The organism is Pseudomonas sp. EA_65y_Pfl1_P113, assembly GCF_963970525.1.
Taxonomy (GTDB): Bacteria; Pseudomonadota; Gammaproteobacteria; order Pseudomonadales; family Pseudomonadaceae; genus Aquipseudomonas; species Aquipseudomonas tritici.
The window spans coordinates 25318-43236 of sequence record NZ_CAXAQM010000023.1 but is presented as its reverse complement, the minus strand read 5'-3'; the positions used below and the strand labels follow the sequence as shown (position 1 = coordinate 43236).

16 protein-coding genes and 1 pseudogene are annotated in these 17919 nt (G+C 60.5%); 8 read left to right on the top strand and 9 right to left on the bottom strand.

Annotation, left to right across the window (positions count from 1 at the left end):
* The first annotated feature begins 25 nt into the window (after positions 1-25).
* The 6 genes from AACY52_RS19955 to AACY52_RS19930 all read left to right on the top strand — a co-directional run bounded on the left by AACY52_RS19955 (position 26) and on the right by AACY52_RS19930 (position 8551).
* Positions 26-1435, top strand: coding sequence for a sigma 54-interacting transcriptional regulator (locus tag AACY52_RS19955; protein WP_339415876.1), 1410 nt, complete (start codon positions 26-28; stop codon positions 1433-1435).
* 286 nt (positions 1436-1721) lie between these two features.
* Entirely contained in the window at positions 1722-3113 is a 1392-nt protein-coding gene (locus AACY52_RS19950) for a GntP family permease (protein ID WP_339415874.1), read from the top strand.
* A 7-nt stretch (positions 3114-3120) separates the two neighbouring features.
* The gene (gene hbdH, locus AACY52_RS19945; RefSeq protein WP_339415873.1) at positions 3121-3894 is read left to right on the top strand and encodes a 3-hydroxybutyrate dehydrogenase; all 774 of its coding nucleotides are present in this window, start codon (positions 3121-3123) and stop codon (positions 3892-3894) included.
* 123 nt (positions 3895-4017) lie between these two features.
* Positions 4018-5976 carry an acetoacetate--CoA ligase gene (locus AACY52_RS19940; RefSeq protein WP_339496844.1) on the top strand — a complete coding sequence of 653 codons (1959 nt, stop codon included), beginning with the start codon at positions 4018-4020 and terminating at the stop codon, positions 5974-5976.
* 135 nt (positions 5977-6111) lie between these two features.
* Positions 6112-8232 (top strand): ATP-binding protein, encoded by a 2121-nt coding sequence (locus tag AACY52_RS19935; RefSeq protein ID WP_339427600.1) that lies wholly within the window; start codon positions 6112-6114, stop codon positions 8230-8232.
* 43 nt (positions 8233-8275) lie between these two features.
* Complete coding sequence (locus AACY52_RS19930) at positions 8276-8551, top strand: peptidylprolyl isomerase (RefSeq protein ID WP_003174397.1); 276 nt, start codon at positions 8276-8278, stop codon at positions 8549-8551.
* A gap of 118 nt (positions 8552-8669) precedes the next feature.
* On the opposite strand, the gene AACY52_RS19925 is transcribed toward AACY52_RS19930, so the two are convergent.
* From AACY52_RS19925 to AACY52_RS19890, 8 genes are all read right to left on the bottom strand, one after another.
* The gene (locus tag AACY52_RS19925) at positions 8670-9572 is read right to left on the bottom strand and encodes a sugar kinase (protein WP_339427601.1); all 903 of its coding nucleotides are present in this window, start codon (positions 9570-9572) and stop codon (positions 8670-8672) included.
* A gap of 126 nt (positions 9573-9698) precedes the next feature.
* Positions 9699-10907, bottom strand: a complete 1209-nt coding sequence (locus tag AACY52_RS19920) for an amino acid deaminase (protein ID WP_339436608.1) — start codon at positions 10905-10907, stop codon at positions 9699-9701.
* Positions 10908-10916: 9 nt separating this feature from the next.
* Positions 10917-11681 (bottom strand): IclR family transcriptional regulator, encoded by a 765-nt coding sequence (locus tag AACY52_RS19915; RefSeq protein ID WP_339415868.1) that lies wholly within the window; start codon positions 11679-11681, stop codon positions 10917-10919.
* 167 nt (positions 11682-11848) lie between these two features.
* On the bottom strand, positions 11849-12238 hold the full coding sequence (locus AACY52_RS19910) for a RidA family protein (protein WP_010210958.1): 390 nt from the start codon (positions 12236-12238) through the stop codon (positions 11849-11851).
* A 16-nt stretch (positions 12239-12254) separates the two neighbouring features.
* Positions 12255-13037: an amino acid ABC transporter ATP-binding protein gene (locus AACY52_RS19905; protein WP_339415865.1), complete on the bottom strand. Its 783-nt coding sequence runs from the start codon at positions 13035-13037 to the stop codon at positions 12255-12257.
* Complete coding sequence (locus AACY52_RS19900; RefSeq protein ID WP_339427604.1) at positions 13034-13696, bottom strand: amino acid ABC transporter permease; 663 nt, start codon at positions 13694-13696, stop codon at positions 13034-13036. The genes AACY52_RS19905 and AACY52_RS19900 overlap by 4 nt, the downstream gene beginning before the upstream one ends.
* Positions 13697-13707: 11 nt before the next feature.
* A complete protein-coding gene (locus tag AACY52_RS19895) occupies positions 13708-14370 on the bottom strand; it encodes an amino acid ABC transporter permease (RefSeq protein ID WP_339415861.1) in 663 nt (220 codons plus the stop codon).
* Positions 14371-14423: 53 nt separating this feature from the next.
* Positions 14424-15272 carry a transporter substrate-binding domain-containing protein gene (locus AACY52_RS19890; protein ID WP_339415860.1) on the bottom strand — a complete coding sequence of 283 codons (849 nt, stop codon included), beginning with the start codon at positions 15270-15272 and terminating at the stop codon, positions 14424-14426.
* A gap of 330 nt (positions 15273-15602) precedes the next feature.
* Here AACY52_RS19890 and AACY52_RS19885 point away from each other — a divergent pair, with 330 nt between their 5' ends.
* Both AACY52_RS19885 and AACY52_RS19880 read left to right on the top strand, forming a co-directional pair.
* Positions 15603-15851: a hypothetical protein gene (locus tag AACY52_RS19885; protein ID WP_339415859.1), complete on the top strand. Its 249-nt coding sequence runs from the start codon at positions 15603-15605 to the stop codon at positions 15849-15851.
* 71 nt (positions 15852-15922) lie between these two features.
* Positions 15923-16204: pseudogene (locus AACY52_RS19880) on the top strand (thioredoxin family protein); the annotation flags it as partial.
* Between the two features lie 28 nt (positions 16205-16232).
* Here AACY52_RS19880 and AACY52_RS19875 read toward each other — a convergent pair.
* The gene (locus tag AACY52_RS19875) at positions 16233-17801 is read right to left on the bottom strand and encodes a TerC family protein (RefSeq protein WP_339427605.1); all 1569 of its coding nucleotides are present in this window, start codon (positions 17799-17801) and stop codon (positions 16233-16235) included.
* Positions 17802-17919 lie beyond the last annotated feature (118 nt).

Here is a 17919-nt window from a genome sequence, read left to right as displayed (position 1 = left end):
TCCAATTTGTGTTGGTAGCCTAAACATGAACATCACCGATAACCTCAAGGACTACCAACAGGTTCGCGGTCTGGCCATCCAGTCGCTGTTCGAGATTATCGAGCAGTCCAGCGAGGGCACAGTGATTGTCGACCGCGACGCCAATATTGTCTGGATGAACGAGCGTTACGCCAAGCGCTTCGGCCTGAAAAGCGCTGACGAAGCCATCGGCCAGCCCTGTGAACAGGTGATTTCCAACAGCCTGCTGCGCCAGGTGGTGCGCAATGATCAGCCGATCTTGCTGGATATCCAGGACACGCCCAAAGGCCCGCTGGTGGTAATGCGCCTGCCGATCCACAACGACGCAGGCGCAGTGATCGGGGCGATTGGTTTTGCCTTGTTTGATGAGCTGCGCAACCTGTCGCCATTGATCGAACGTTACCTGAGCATGCAACAGGAGCTGGCCTCCACTCGCTCATTGCTGCGTTCGCGCCAGAGCAAATACAACTTTGCGCACTTCATCGGCACCAGCGCCGCCAGCCTTGAAGTGAAACGCCGGGCGCGGCGCAGTGCGAGTGCCGAATCGCCGGTATTGTTACTGGGGGAAACCGGCACCGGCAAGGAGTTGCTCGCCCAGGCGATTCACGGCGCCTCCACGCGGGCGCACAAGGCCTTCGTCAGCGTCAACAGCGCGGCGATTCCCGCAGACCTGCTGGAAGCCGAGTTCTTCGGCACCGCACCGGGCGCGTTTACCGGTGCTGACCGCAAGGGCCGTCCCGGTAAATTCCAGATCGCCCAAGGCGGCACGCTGTTCCTCGACGAGATCGGGGACATGCCCCTGCCGCTGCAAAGCAAATTGCTGCGGGTATTGCAGGAAAAAGAATTCGAGCCAGTAGGCTCCAACGAGATGCTGCACAGCGATGTGCGTGTGATTGCCGCGACGTCCATGGACCTGGAGGCGGCGATCAAGCGCGGCGAATTTCGTGCGGACCTGTATTACCGGCTGAATGTGCTGCCCATCCAGGTACCGCCGTTGCGTGAGCGGCTGGAGGATGTCCCGGCGCTGAGTGAGGCAATCCTTGAGGAACTGCGTAGCCAGCATGAACTGGATCATGAAGCGTTAGCGTTATTGGCGCAGCATGCGTGGCCGGGGAATATCCGTGAGCTACGTAACGTGCTGGAGCGCGCGGCGTTGTTGAGTGATGACTTGGTGTTGGATGCCCGGGAAATTCGTGCGGCAATTGGTACGTTCACCCCGGTGCAGCGTGGCAGTGCGGTGGTGCCGGTGGAGGGGGAGAGTTTCGGTGCGGCGCGGGAGCGGTTTGATCGGCAGGTGATAGGGGCGGCGTTGGAGGCGTGTGAGGGGAATGTGGTGGAGGCGGCGAAGCGGCTGGGGCTTGGGCGGTCGACGTTGTATAAGAAAATGGTGGCGTTGGGCATCAGCGAGTCTCAATAAAGAGACATAACTCTCGAATTCAAGACAATCTAATGTGGGAGCTGGCTTGCCTGCGATCGCTGTGGTTCAGCTTGCATATAGGCTAGCAGGAAGACCGCTATCGCAGGCAAGCCAGCTCCCACATTTGAACTGCACCTGTCTCAAATAAGAGACAAACCTTAGAGCTGTTGTTTGAAATATCTTAAATATCATTATATTTCAATAGCTTGTGATCTTGGCACACATCTCGCTATAGCCCTCCTTCAAGCCTCACCCCACAAAAATAACAACCCGATGGAGACACACCATGAGTGTGATCATTGCCCTGGCAGCCCTGGCGCTGCTGATGCTGGCTGCCTACCGTGGCTATAGCGTTATCCTGTTTGCCCCCATCGCCGCCCTCGGCGCTGTGCTGCTCACCGACCCGTCCGCCGTCGCCCCTGCGTTTACCGGGGTGTTCATGGAGAAAATGGTCGGATTTATCAAACTGTATTTCCCGGTGTTCCTGCTCGGTGCGGTGTTTGGCAAGCTGATCGAGTTGTCGGGCTTCTCGCGCTCGATTGTCGCCGCCGCGATCCGCTTGCTCGGCACGCGCCAGGCGATGCTGGTGATCGTGCTGGTCTGCGCCCTGCTCACCTATGGCGGCGTGTCGCTGTTCGTGGTGGTGTTTGCGGTGTACCCGTTCGCGGCGGAGATGTTTCGCCAGAGCAATATTCCCAAGCGGCTGATACCGGCAACCATCGCCCTCGGTGCGTTTTCGTTCACTATGGACGCCCTGCCCGGCACGCCGCAGATCCAGAACATCATCCCCAGCACCTTCTTCAACACCACCGCCTGGGCCGCGCCGTGGCTGGGGCTGGTCGGCACAATCTTCGTGTTCTGCGCCGGCATGCTGTACCTCGCGCGCCAGCGCAATAAGGCGCAACGTGCCGGTGAAGGCTATGGCACCGAACTGCGCAACGAGCCCGAAACCGCTGAGAACCTGACCCTGCCCAACCCATGGATCGCGCTGTCGCCGCTGATTCTGGTGGGGGTGATGAACCTGTTGTTCACCCACTGGATCCCGCAGTGGTACGGCAAGACCCACAGCCTCAGCCTGCCGGGCATGAGCACACCGGTGACCACCGACATCGCCAAGCTGACCGCAATCTGGGCGGTGCAGGCGGCGTTGCTGGTGGGCATCATCATGGTGCTGGTGTTCGGCTGGTCGGCGATCAAAAGCAAGCTGGCCGAAGGCAGTAAAAGTGCGGTCAGCGGTGCGCTGCTGGCGGCGATGAACACCGCCTCGGAATACGGTTTTGGCGCGGTGATCGCCTCGTTGCCAGGCTTTTTGGTACTGGCAGACTGGCTCAAAGGCATTCCCAACCCGCTGGTCAACGAAGCAATTACCGTGACCCTGCTGGCCGGTATTACCGGCTCCGCGTCGGGCGGCATGAGCATTGCCCTGGCGGCCATGTCCGAGAGCTTTATTTCGGCGGCCCATGCGGCCAATATCCCCCTTGAAGTGCTGCACCGGGTGGCGGCGATGGCCAGCGGCGGCATGGACACCCTGCCCCACAACGGCGCGGTGATCACGCTGTTGGCGGTGACTGGCCTGACCCACCGCGAAGCCTACAAGGACATTTTCGGCATCACGATCATCAAGACCCTCGCGGTGTTTGTGGTGATCGGTACTTTCTACGCCACCGGCATTGTGTGAGGTTTTCATGACGACATTGAACGGCAAGACCGCTCTGGTCACCGGCTCCACCAGCGGCATCGGCTTGGGCATCGCGTTGAGCCTGGCAAAGGCCGGGGCCAATCTGATCCTCAACGGCTTCGGCGACGCCGGCGCGGTGATCGCGCAAGTGCAAGCGTTTGGCGGCAAGGTCGGCCATCACCCGGCCGACGTCAGCGACCCGGCGCAGATCGCCGACATGATCGCCTACGCCGAGCGTGAATTCGGCGGCGTGGATATCCTGGTGAATAACGCCGGCATCCAGCACGTCGCGGCGGTGGAAGACTTCCCGGTTGAGCGCTGGGACTCGATCATCGCGATCAACCTGTCCTCGGTGTTCCACAGCACGCGCCTGAGCTTGCCGGGCATGAAAGCCAAGGGCTGGGGGCGCATCGTCAATATCGCGTCGGTGCACGGGCAAGTCGGTTCGGTGGGCAAGGCGGCGTATGTGGCGGCCAAGCACGGCGTGATCGGACTGACCAAAGTAGTGGGCCTGGAAACGGCAACCAGCAACGTCACGTGCAACGCCATCTGCCCTGGCTGGGTGCTGACGCCGCTGGTGCAGAAGCAGATTGATGATCGCGCCGCCAATGGCGTGGACCCGCAGCAGGCGCAGCATGATTTGCTGGCACAGAAGCAGCCGTCACTGGCGTTTGTCACGCCGCCGCAGCTGGGTGAGTTGGTGCTGTTTTTGTGCAGCGAAGCGGGTAGCCAGGTGCGCGGTGCGGCGTGGAATATGGATGGCGGTTGGCTGGCACAATAAACACAGACTTCCACACCAATGCAGATCCAAATATGGGAGTGGCGGTGCGACGATTCGACTTGCTCGCTCCCACATTGGATCTATGTTGTCTCGTAGATTTGTATAAGAACAAGAGACTCGCGCATGTCCGACATCCTCTGGCAACCCTCCCCGGCACGCATCGCCAACACGCGCATGGACCAGTTCCGTCGCTACCTCAACGAACGCTACAGCGTGCAGCTCAGCGACTACCCGGACCTGCACCAGTGGAGCATCGACCAGCGCGCGGATTTCTGGCGGGCGATCGTGGCGTTCTTCGACGTGCAATTTCGCAGTCCGCCCACGGCCGTGCTGATCGAAGACACCGAGATGCCCAGTGCCCACTGGTTCCCCGGCGCCACGCTGAATTTTGCCGAGCACCTGCTGCGCCGCCGCGACGATCACCCGGCGGTGGTCGCCATCGGCGAAGACGGCCAGCGCGAGCAATTGACCTACGCCGAACTGGCTGCCCATGTCGCCGGCCTGCAAAAAAGCCTGCGCGCTGCCGGCGTCACCCAGGGCGACCGGGTTGCCGCGTGCATGCCCAACACCTGGCAAACCCTGGTGGGCATGCTCGCGACCACCAGCCTGGGCGCGATCTGGTCGTGCTCATCGCCCGACTTTGGCACCCAGGGCGTGATCGACCGTTTCGGCCAGATCGAACCCAAAGTGCTGATCACCTGCGCCGGTTACCGCTATGCCGGTAAGCACATCGACCAGACCGCCAAGCTCAATGAAATCCTCGAGCGCCTGCCGTCCCTGGAACAGTTGATCATTGTGCCTTATGCACGGCCCCAGGCGCGGGTCGAGGACTACCGCACCCACGCCAGCATCTCCCTGTGGCAGGACGCCTACCAAGCCGGTGGCGAGCCGGAATTCGTCGCCGTACCGTTCGATCATCCGCTGTACATCCTCTATTCCAGCGGCACCACCGGTATCCCTAAATGCATCATCCATGGGACCGGCGGCGTGCTGCTCACCCACCTCAAGGAACACGGCCTGCACGCCGACCTGTCGCGCGAGGACTGCCTGTTCTACTACACCACCTGCGGCTGGATGATGTGGAACTGGCTGGTGTCGGTGCTGGCCATCGGCGCCACGGCGGTGCTGTATGACGGTTCGCCGTTTCACCCGGGCCCCGAGCGGCTGATCGACCTGATTGACGCGGAAAAGATCAGCGTGTTCGGCACCAGCCCCAAGTTTCTTGCCACGCTGGAAAAGTCAGGCCTGCAACCGCGCATGACCCACGACCTGAGCAGCCTCAAAGGCCTGATTTCAACAGGTTCACCGTTGTCGCCGCAGAGCTACGACTACGTGTATCGCGAGATCAAGCGCGAGTTGTGCCTGTCCTCCATGTCAGGCGGCACCGATATCGTCTCCTGTTTTGTGATCGGCAACCCAGTGTTGCCGGTGCGGCGCGGCGAAATGCAGTGCAAGAGCCTGGCAATGGCCATTGAAGTGTGGAACGACCAGGGCCAGCCACTGATCGGCGAAAAAGGCGAACTGGTGTGCACCCGGCATTTCCCGGCCATGCCGATCGGCCTGTGGAACGACCCGGAGCGCCATAAACTGCGCGCCTCGTATTTCAGCCAGTTCCCCGGCGTATGGGCCCAGGGTGACTACGCCGAACAGCGGCCCAATGGCAGCCTGCTGATTCACGGGCGTTCCGACGCCGTGCTCAACCCGGGCGGCGTACGCATCGGCACGGCAGAGATTTATCGCCAGGTGGAAAAAGTCCCACAGGTGCTGGAAAGCCTGGCGATTGGCCAACGCTGGCAGGACGACGTTCGTGTGGTGCTGTTCGTGCGCCTCAATGACGGTGTGGACCTGGACGCAGCCCTGGAGCAACACATTCGCCAGGTGATCCGCGCCAACACCACACCACGCCATGTACCGGCGAAGATCCTCGCTGTCACCGATATCCCCCGCACCATCAGCGGAAAGATCGTTGAATTGGCGGTGCGCAATGTGGTGCACGGCGAGCCCGTGAAGAACACCGACGCCCTGGCGAACCCGCAGGCGCTGGAGCAGTTTCGCAATCGCCCTGAACTGGCTGAAGGATGAAAGGTTTCAGCCCCGGCGCACTGTTTTGAAGACAAACCCCGAATGCATGCTATTTTTCGGGGGTAGTCACTCATTCCCACGTCACGGGATAATGGGTGTTGTCATCTTTCAAAGCGTTACGCTCAGGGCTTTTACATGAAGGGAACATCCACCGGTAGCGAAGCCGCCGCTTTAATTGCGCGGCTGGACTGGACGCAAAGCCCACTCGGTGAGGCCAATGATTGGCCACAAAGCCTGCGCACTGCCCTGGATATTGTCGTGCACTCGCCGATGCCGATGCTGCTGCTGTGGGGCAGCCAACTCACGCAACTCTATAACGACGGCTTCGCACTGCTGGCGGGTAACAAACACCCCGAAGCCATGGGCAAACCCGCGCACCATACCTGGCCGGAGCTGGAAAGTTTTGCCGCGCCGGTCTACGACGCTGTGCTCAGCGGCGAGGTGCGCACGTTCAGCGAGCAGCGCTTCGTGCTGCAACGCAATAATCGCGACACCGAGATCTGGCTGGACCTGACCTACAGCCCGGTCCGCGATGAAAGCGCCAACGTGGCTGGCATCCTGGTCACCGCCATCGAAACCAACGAACGCCGCCGGGCCCAGCACAACACGGAACAACGCCTGCAACTCGCCCTGGCGGCCACTGACGCCGTAGGCACCTGGGACTGGGATATCGGCGAAGACCGTTTTATTGCCGACGCGCATTTCGCCTACCTGCACGGCGTCGAGCCCAGCGATGCAGGCCTGCTGCCGATCAGCGACTACCTGAAAGGCGTGCACCCCGAAGACCGTGGCACGGTGACGCGCAGCATCAAACACTGCATCACCTTCGGCACCGAATACGCTGAGGAATACCGCCTGCTGCAGGCCGATGGCAACGTGCGCTGGGTGTTTGCCCGGGGCCGTTGCTACAAGGACCATCAAGGCCGCCCGGCGCGGTTCCTCGGTGCCGCATTGGACCTCACCGAGCGCAAGCACACCGAACAGGCCCTGCGCCACCTCAACGAAAACCTTGAGGAACGCGTGGCCCAGCGCACCCAGGCGCTGGCCGAGTCCAACCAGCGCCTGCAAAACGAAATGTACGAGCGTGAGCGCGCCGAAGACGCCCTGCGCCATGCGCAGAAAATGGAAGCGGTCGGCCAACTCACCGGCGGTATCGCCCATGACTTCAACAACATGCTCACCGGTATCATCGGCAGCCTGGACCTGATGCAGCGCTATATCACCGCCGGGCGCAGTGATGAGATCGGGCGTTTTACCGATGCTGCCGTGTCGTCCGCCCATCGTGCGGCCGCCCTCACCCACCGCTTGCTGGCGTTCTCACGCCGCCAGTCACTGGACCGACGCCCGCTGAACCCGAACCAACTGGTGACGTCTCTGGAAGATTTGTTCCGGCGTACCACGGGCGCGCATATCTCGCTCAAAGTGCAACTCGGCCATGACATCTGGCCGGTGAACACCGATGCCAGCCAACTGGAAAACGCTTTGCTCAATTTGGTAATCAACGCCCGCGATGCCATGCACGATGGCGGTGAAATCCTGATTGAAACCGCCAACAGTTACCTGGACGGCTCCGACATCACCACCCTTGAACCGGTCAAGGCTGGCGACTACGTGATGCTGGGCGTGTGCGACAACGGCACGGGCATGGCGCCGAAGATCCTGGCCAAGGCGTTCGACCCGTTCTTCACCACTAAACCCATCGGCCAGGGCACCGGCCTGGGGCTGTCGATGATCTACGGGTTCGCCCAGCAGTCCGGCGGCCACGTGACCATTCAAAGTGATCCGGGCCAGGGCACGTGTGTGCGCCTGTACCTGCCGCGCCTGTACGGTACGTCGCTGGAAAGCAGCCAGCCGCCGCACCTGAGCGAAGCCCCGTTGGCGCTGGCGGGTGAGGCGGTAGTGGTGGTCGAAGACGACCCGGCGGTGCGCATGCTGGTGGTCAATGTGCTCGATGAACTGGGCTACACCGCGCATCAGGCGGCGGACGCACGGGCTGCACTGCCGCTGCTGGAGTCGGACCTGCGCGTAGATTTGCTGGTCACCGATGTCGGCCTGCCGGGCATGAACGGCCGGCAGTTGGCGGAAATTGCCCGTCAGCAGCGGCCCGGTCTCAAGGTCCTGTTCATGACCGGGTACGCCGAGAAAGCCGCTGAGCGCCAGGGCTTTCTGGAAGACGGCATGAACATGGTTGCCAAACCGTTTTCCATCGACCTGCTGGCCACGACAATCCGCAGCATGATCAGCGTGGACGAATGAGTTCAGGCATAATCGCGCGCCGTCGCACACCTGGTAGAGATCAATGAAAGCCCAAGCCCGTCATATCCTGGTGAAAACCAGCGAAGAAGCCGAACAACTCAAGCAGCGCATTGCCAAGGGCGAGGCGTTTGACGTGCTGGCCAAGAAGTACTCCACCTGCCCGTCTGGCAAGCGTGGCGGCGATCTGGGTGAAGTGCGGCCTGGGCAGATGGTCGGGGCGATTGATGCGGTGATTTTCAAGAAGCCGGTGAAGGTGGTTCACGGGCCGATCAAGAGTAAGTTTGGGTATCACTTGGTGCAGGTGTTTTACCGGGACTAAGGGGTTGGCTTTGGACCGCTTTCGCGAGCAAGCCCACTCCCACAGTTGACCGCATGTCATCTGAAGGAATGCAGTCAACTGTGGGGCTTGCTCCCGAACCGCCGCAGGCGGCCATTCATCAGGGAATCAAAGCTCCGGACACCTGGATCACCCGACTCGCCAACCGATGCCCAGCCAAGGCGGCCTCTTCGGGTGAGCCCCCCTTGAGCCGACCAGCCAAATACGCCGCACTGAACGAATCCCCCGCCGCCGTCGTATCCACCACCTTCTCCACCTTCAGCGCGGGCACTGCGAACCGCTCCCCTGCACAACGGATCAAACACGCGTGCGCCCCGCGCTTGAGCACCACCTCAGCAATCCCCGGATACGCTGCGAATACCTGCTCACTGTCGGCATAACCAAACAACGCGCGCTCGTCATCCTCGGTCAACAAGGCAATATCCACCTCGGCCAACACTTGGTGATACGCCGCCCGTGCCGCCTCGACACTGGCCCACAGGCGCGGTCGGTAGTTGTTGTCGAATACCACCTTACCCCCGCGTCGACGGGTTTCGATCAAGGTTGGCAGCAAACGCTCACGGCCGATTTCACCCAGTACCGCCAGGGTAATGCCGCTCAGATACACCACGTCGTAGTCCGGCAAGGCGGCCAGGATCGGCTCGGCCGCAGGCGTAGTGAAGCACTCGCGCACGGCGGCTTCGTTACGCCAATAGAGGAATTTACGCTCGCCATTGGCATCGGTCTGGATGCAATACAAGCCTGGCAAACGCCCGGGCAGGCGCTGGACCCTGCCCAGGCCCAAGCCTTCTTGCGCCCACTGTTGGCACATGGCGTCACTGAAGCTGTCATCGCCCAGTGCGGTGACGTAGTCGACGTGAGCGGTGTCGCCCAGTTCACGGCGCAGGTAGACCGCCGCGTTAAGGGTGTCGCCGCCGAAGCTCTGGTGCAGGCTGCCGTCGGCGCGGTGTTGCAGTTCGATCATGCATTCGCCGATGAGGGCGATGTGGGGTTGGGGGGGCATGGCATATCTCTCGAGTGGGCTGATGGCCCCTTCGCGAGCAAGCCTGCTCCCACAGTTGACTGCATGCCTACAGATAAAATGCGGTCAAGGTGGGGGTGGGCTTGCTCGCGAAGGGAGTGACACGGTCTAGAAGCAGGTATGCAAAGACTCAATCACCTGCAACTGCTCATCCACCAGGCAACCCACTTGCCACTTGTCAAAGGTCAGGCAAGGGTGGGAAGTGCCGAACGAGATGATGTCGCCAATACGCAACTCCACCCCCGCGGCGACAGTCATGAATGCGTGCTGATCCATCACTGCCGTGACCTTGCACGCGCCCACATCATCGCCTTCCGCCGGAACGATACCGGCCTTGTAGCGCTTGAGCGGCACCGGCAAACCGGCGTCATAGGCGACGTCACGCTTGCCCAGGGCGATCACCGCAAAACCCGGCTCCGGCATAGACTGCACATGCGCCCAGACTTCCAGCGCCGGGCGCAGGCCTTCGCTGAGGTCGCTACGGCGGTCAAGCACGCAGCATTGCGCCTCTTTGTAGATGCCGTGGTCGTGGGCCACGTAGCTGCCAGGGCGCAGCACACTGAGGAAGCGGCCGGCGGCGTTTTGCGCCTCGAAAGACTCGGCGATCAAGTCATACCAGGCCGACCCCGACGCGGTGACGATGGGCTTGGGCAGGTCGAAAGAGCCGTTGTTCTGCAGGTCAACTGCCAAGCGCACCAGGCTGGCGGCGAACTCACGGATGCCGCTGATGGCGTGCTCGCCATGGATCACGCCTTCATAGCCTTCGATACCGGTAAGGGCCAGGGCGGGCTGGGCCTTGATCGCCTTGGCCAGATCACGGACCTCCTGCTCGCTACGGCAACCGCAACGGCCACCGACCACGCCGTATTCGATCATCACGTTGAGGCGCAAACCGCGAGCGGCGAAAAACAGGCCGAGGTCGGCGACGTTATCCGGGTGGTCGACCATGCAGTGGAAGTCGAAATCCTTGTCGGCCAACAGGTCAGCGATCAACGCCATGTTTGGCGCGCCCACCAGTTGATTGGCCATCAACACACGGCGCACGCCGCCGGCATAAGCAGCACGGACCTGTACGGCGTTGGCCAGGGTGATGCCCCAAGCACCCGCTGCGATCTGGCGCAGGAACAGTGCCGGCATCATGCTGGTCTTGCCATGGGGCGCGAGCTCGGCGCCGCTCTTGCTGACAAAGTCCTGCATCCAGCGGATGTTGTGTTCCAGGGCGTCACGGTGCAGCACCAGGGCGGGCAGGCTGACGTCACGAACCAGGTGGGCACCGACGGCAGCCGCGCCCTTTTCAACGGCATTGATGGCAGACATGGAAAACTCCTATTCGTTGATGCGCCGGGCCAGGTGGTTGGCGCTGTCGATCAACACCCGGCGATAGTCGTTGTAGTTTTTGAGCGCGTCGGCGCGTGGGGCGACGATGCACAGGGTCGCAATGCTGATGCCTTGGGCGTCCCGTACCGGGGCGGCAAAGCAATGGGTAAAGGTGTCGGCCACACTGTCGAAGGAAAAGAAGCCATCAAGGGTGGCCTGACGGATTTGCGCCAGGAAGGTCTCCAGCGATAGGCGCTCGCCATCCGGCAGGATGAAGTCGTCGGGATCGATCAGATCAATGATCTGCTGATCGCTCAAGTGCCCCAGCAGCAGGCGTCCGGAGGCGGTCCAGGGGATCGGTGCGTTTTCGCCGATGTCCGAGGAAATCCGGAAATGCCGCTCGCCTTCGCGCATCAGCGCCACCGTGTATTTGCGCCCGTTGAGCAGGCACATCTGCGCGGTTTCGTGGGTTCGGCTGACGATTTCCTGCAAGGCGTGGTCGGCCTCGCGGGTCAGGTCGAAATGGCGCAGGTGCGCCTGGCCGAGAAAGTACAGTTGGCGACCGAGGTAGACGTGACCGTCCTTGCCCACCGTTTCGAGGATGCGTCGTTCGAGCAAGGACGCGACCAATTCGTAGACGGTGGATTTGGGGCTGCCGATGCCGCTGGCAATATCATTCGGGCGCAGGGGTTGGCCGATTTCCTTGAGGAAATCGAGGATATCGAATGCACGGTCCAGGCCCTTGGCGCGGCGTTTGATGGTGTCTTCGGTCATGGCGGTTCTGGTCTCGTTCAAAACGTTACTGTCAACACAGGCCCCTGTGGGAGCGGGCTTGCTCGCGAATGCGGTGGATCAGCTATAGATGCATTCACTGAAACACCGCTTTCGCGAGCAAGCCCGCTCCCACATTTGATCTCGAGTGGTCTCAAGAGTGGGGGCATTTAGCCTTTTTTCTTGTAGGCCACGCAATCAATCTCGACCTTGCAATCGACCATCATGTTCGCCTGCACACAGGCACGTGCCGGGGCGTGTTCCGGGGTGAAGTATTCGCCGAATACCTTGTTGAAACTCCAGAAGTCCCGGGGGTCTTCCAGCCATACGCCGACGCGCACGACGTCTTTGAGCTCGTAGCCGGCTTCTTCGAGGATCGCCACCACGTTGCGCATGGTCTGGCGGGTTTGCTCGATAATCCCGCCGGTGATGATTTCGCCGTCCACCGCAGGCACTTGGCCCGAGACGTACAGCCAGCCGTCCGCTTCCACCGCGCGGGCGAAAGGACGTGGCTGGCCACCGCCGGCTGTGCTACCGGCACCGTAACGAGTGATGCTCATAAAAATAGGCTCCTGATTAAAAACGAATGTTCTTGAGAAATTCCGCCAGGCGCGGCGATTGCGGGCGTTCGAAGATGTCCTTCGAGGTGCCCTGCTCTTCAATGCGGCCCTGGTTCATGAAAACGATTTTGTCCGAGACTTCATAGGCAAAGCGCATCTCGTGGGTAACCAACAACATGGTCATGCCCTCTTCCGCCAGGCCCTTGATCACGCTGAGCACTTCGCCCACCAACTCGGGATCGAGGGCCGAGGTGACTTCGTCGAACAGCATCAGGCTCGGGTTCATGGCAATCGCGCGGGCAATGGCCACACGTTGTTGCTGCCCACCGGAAAGCTGGCCGGGGAAGTGGTTGCGACGCTCTAAAAGCCCTACGCGGTCCAGCCATTTTTCCGCCAGCGCGACGGCTTCGTCCTTGCCCATTTTCTTGACCTTGAGCAGGCCAAGGGTAACGTTCTGCAACGCAGTCAAATGTGGGAAAAGGTTGAATTGCTGGAACGCCATGCCGGTCATCGCACGGTGCTGGGCGATCACCCGTTCAGGATGACGTACGCGCTTGCCGGCAATCTCGCTGTAGCCGATGGACTCGCCATCCAAGGTGATCTGGCCGCCCTGGAACTCTTCGAGCAGGTTGACGCAGCGCAACAGCGTGGTCTTGCCCGAGCCGCTGGAGCCGATCAAGGTCACCACATTGCCGCGCTGCATGGAGAGGTCGACGCCCTTGAGCACTTCGACTTCGCCGTACTGTTTGCGCAGGCCGCGAATGTTCAGCAGCGGTTGGGTTGTTTGAGGTTGGTTCATGGCAAGGCCACCCGCTTTTCAATGTAGCGACCGAATAATTCGATGGCGTAGTTGATGACAAAGAACAGAAACCCGGCGAACAGGTAGAACTCCAGGGTCATGAAAGTGCGTGCGATCACTTGCTGGGTGCTCAGCAGCAGCTCGGCCACGCCGATCACCGAGAGCAAGGTCGAGGCTTTGACGATTTCCGTCGAGGAGTTGACCCAAGTCGGCAGGATCTGGCGCAGCGCCTGGGGCAACAGCACGTAGCCCAGGGACTGGTAGAACGTCAGGCCAATCGCCCTGCCCGCTTCCAGTTGCCCACGGGGAATGGCTTGCAGCGCGCCGCGCACGATTTCCGATACGTGGGAGCCGCAGAACAACGTCAGCCCGACCGCACCGGCCTCAAACGCGCTGATTTGCCAGCCGAGTGCCGGCAGCATGTAGAAACACGCCAGCACCAGTACAAATACCGGTGTGCCACGGATCAAGTCGACATACAGACGAAACGGCGCACGCATCCAGAATTTGCCGTAGGTGAGGATCAACCCGGCGACGATGCCGATCAGGGTGCCAAAGATAATGGCCAACGCCGAGACATACACGCTGGCCTGGAAGCCCGCCCAGAGCGTCTCCCGGGCGATCCACAACTCATGCAGCCAGCTTGGGGATTGGTACATGGAAACCTCGCTTAACGACGGATCGCCAGGCGCTGTTCCAGGTAACGGAGCAGCATGGCGATGAGGTAACAGGCAGCCACGTAGAGCGCGGTCGTGACCATCCAGGTTTCAATCACCCGGTAGCTTTCGACGTTGATCTTGCGGGCGTAATAGGTCAGCTCCGGCACCGCGATGGCGGCGGCGAGCGAGGTGTCCTTGAACAGCGAAATGAAGTTGTTCGACAGCGCAGGCAGCACGTTGCGCAGCATCACCGGCACGGTGATGTAGGCGCGGATACGCCACTCTCCCAAGCCAATGGCCAAGCCGGCTTCACGCAGGCCCTTGGGAATGTTCAACAGCCCGGCGCGGAACACTTCCGTCAGATAGGCACCGGCGTAAAGCGACAAGGTGAGGATGAACGAGGGGATCTTGTCCAGGCGGATACCCAGACTGGGCAAGGCGAAGTAGATCAACAGGATCAGTACCAGGATCGGCGTATTGCGCACCACCGTCACATACACCGAGGCGAAGATTCGCAGCGCGCCGTGCCTGGATAGCATGGCAAACGCCATCAGCAGGCCAATCACGCAGCCGATGGCGATCGACAGCAATGCCAGTTCCAAGCCCAGGCCGAGCCCCAACAGCAAGGTATCGAAATCGCGCCAGACGGCGGCAAAGTTCAACTGATAGTTCATGGTCGACAGTACCTGAATGGGGGCGCCGCTCGCGGCGCCCCGACTTTCATGAATTACTTGAACTCAACCGGGAAACCGATCGCCGGCTCCGGCAGATCAACGCCGAACCACTGCTTGAACGAGGCCTTGTAGGTGGGGAATTCCACACCGGTCATGGCTTCATGCAACGCGGTGTTGACGAAGTTCAGCCAATCCTGATCGCCACGCTTGACGGCGCATGCATAGGTCTGCGGGCTCCAGGCGTAGGCCGGGCTGCGGTAGCGGCCTGGGTTCTGCACCATCAGATATTTGACCGAGGACTGGTCGGTGGCGGCGGCGTCGGCGCGGCCGGAGTTCACGGCCTGGTACATCAGGTCGACGCTGTCGTACTGGTCGACCTTGGCCTTGGGCAAAGCCTGATGCACCAGCTCTTCGGCGTACACGTTTTGCAGCACGGCCACAGTCACGCCATCGCCGCCCGCCTGCAGGTCTTCAATCTCTTTGTACTTGCTGTTGTTTGGCAGCAGCAGGCCCACGCCTTCGCGGTAGTACGGCAGGGTAAAAGCCACTTGCTGCGCGCGGCTGGCGGTGACGGTAATGAACTGACAACTCATGTCGACCTTGTCGGTCAGCAGGTTGGGAATGCGTGCGTCGGACGACTGCACCACAAACTCGACCTTGCTTGGGTCGTTGAACAAGCCCTTGGCCACGATGCGGCCGATGTCGATATCAAACCCCTGCAACTTGCCATCCGCTCCCTGGAAGTGCCACGGCGCATTGGTACTGCCTGTACCCACGATCAGGTGCCCCCGTTTGAGCACGTTATCGAGCTTGCTGTCCGCCGCTTGCACAAGGCTGGCGAGGGAAGCCGATGCGACGAAGAGAAAAACACACGCTTTAAACACGGAAGGTCGGTGATGCATGACAAGCACTCCAAGAGATGTGTATTCCGCTATACCGGAACATAGTATGTAACAACGGAATAGACAGCAGGAAGTGTGCCACACGTAGTAACAGAAAAATATGATTGAAATAAATTCGTTATGAATCAGTTAGATGAGTATTTTTTCGACGAGGCGTTGCGCCATCACCTGAAATGCCCCTGCTACCCAAGGCCCCCACAACGGTGATCAGCCCCACTGGGGTGCGCCATAACAGTGTTACCGCGCACCCGTGCAGTGCACGCCCACCATTGAAAAATCCTTGCCCTGGGCTAGCCTTGGCATATTCATGTCGATAAGGACCCCGCCCTGATGAAGCTACGTCTCAGCCTGTTTCTGCTGGCCTTCCTGGTGACCAACGGCGCCTCCGCCAGCAAAGATCGTCGTGACTGCAAGGAAGAACTGCGCAAGCTCAACGAAGCCTTCAGCACTCGCTACACGAGCCAGAATCACCACGGCTATCGCGAAGCGAAGGCCTCCAGGAACAACTTGGAATACAAGAAATGCGCGAGCCAGGCGCGCAAGGCGCGGGAACGCTTGGAGCGTAAGGAGGACCTGTGAAGATTGACAGTAGACGAGGGTGATTGCCGGGCTTAGCGTTGACAAAAACCAGCGCTGCCCGGGAGATCATTATGGAGATTGCTACGCAAAAAATTTCTGATGCCAAACACTTTCAAAGGGTGCTGAATACGCCACGCCCAGTGTTCATTCTGTTTATTTCCGACCACTGCCCCGCCTGCGTGAGCGCAGGCCCCTTGTTCGAACGGATTGCCTCAAGACATCCCTGGATAGTGAGCATCGTGCTTAATTGCGTGAAAACGCCGAGGCACCCAAGCGTAATGGGCACCCCAACGTTGCTGATCTACCTCAACGGAACCTTGATGGAGGTGTTCAAAGGTTTCGGTCCTGAGCAAGAACAGGTGCGGTTTGTGACAGATACGTTCAAACGTTATGACCAGCGCAAGGTCGCAAAACCACCTGCGTTACCCGCCGCTCCTCCACCGCCGCCACCGTCAAGCGCCAGCCTTCATGCTCCAGGCTATCGCCCACCACCGGCAAACGGTCCAGCAGGCTCATCACCAGGCCGGCCAACGTCTGATAGTCCTCGGTCGCAGCAGCCTTGAAGCCTGTGCGCTGACTAACCAGATTGAGGTTCAACGCACCATTGGCGCGGAAACCATCGCCCTCCTCGACGATATCCGGCCCCTCGACCTCACTGGCATCCGGCAACTCACCAGCAATCGATTCAAGAATGTCGGTCATGCTCAACACGCCCATGAAATCACCGAATTCGTTGATCACAAAAGCGATGTGGGTCGACTCCTGACGCATCTGCTCCAGGGCGTTGAGGATCGAAAAACTCTCCAGCAAGTTGATTGCACGGCGCGCCAAATGCTCCAGGTTAGGTTCGTTGCCGGCCAGGTACTCCTTGAGCAGCTCCTTCTTGTGCACAAAGCCTAGGGGCTCATCGACGGCACCGTTGCGAATCAACGGCAAACGCGAGTAGGACGAATGCATCAATTTTAGGCGGATAGTGTCGGGATCGTCCGCCAGATCGATACAGTCAACCTGGGCACGCGGCGTCATCAGCGTGCGAATCGGCCGTTCGGCCAGTTGCAGCACGCCACTGATCATCACGCGTTCACGTCGGCCAAACAGCGGACCTTGCGTCGCATCAGACTCGCCGAGCAAATCGGCCACGTCTTCGCCCACCTCTTCCACCGCGAGGCTGCGGCCGCCGAGCAAACGCATCACCGCGTGAGCGGTACGCTCGCGCACCGGCAGCACACCTTGCGCCGACTTCTTGCGACGGGCGCGGGCAATCTGGTTGAACACTTCGATCAGGATCGAGAAACCAATGGCGGCGTACAGGTAGCCCTTGGGAATATGGAAGCCCAGGCCTTCGGCGGTCAGGGCGAAACCGATCATCATCAAGAAGCCCAGGCACAGCATGATCACGGTCGGGTGCGCATTGACGAAGCGGGTCAACGGCTTGCTCGCCACGATCATCAGGCCGATGGACACGATCACCGCGATCATCATCACCGCCAGCTCGTCCACCATGCCCACGGCGGTAATCACCGCATCCAGGGAGAACACCGCATCAAGCACCACGATCTGCGCCACGATTGGCCAGAACATCGCGTAGGCGACGTTACCGGTTCGCTGTGTGACATGGCCCTCCAGGCGCTCGTGCAATTCCATGGTGGCCTTGAACAGCAGGAACACACCACCAAACAGCATGATCAGGTCACGGCCGGAGAAGCTCTTGTCGAACACCTCGAACAGTGGCTGGGTGAGGGTCACCAACCAGGAAATACTCGCCAACAGGCCCAGCCGCATCAGCAGCGCCAGGGACAAACCGATCAAGCGCGCACGGTCACGCTGCTCGGGCGGCAGCTTGTCCGCCAGGATCGCAATAAACACCAGGTTGTCGATGCCCAGTACCAGTTCCAGCACAATCAAGGTCAACAGGCCGAGCCAGGCCGTTGGATCCGCTAACCATTCCATCTATAAAGCCTCTTCAATCGAATTTCAGAATGCCAGACACGGCAAGGCACGGTCAGGGGCCCGGGACAAGACTAGCAGTCGGAATACGGGGTGCTTCAGCGGGAATAGCAGCAGCGGT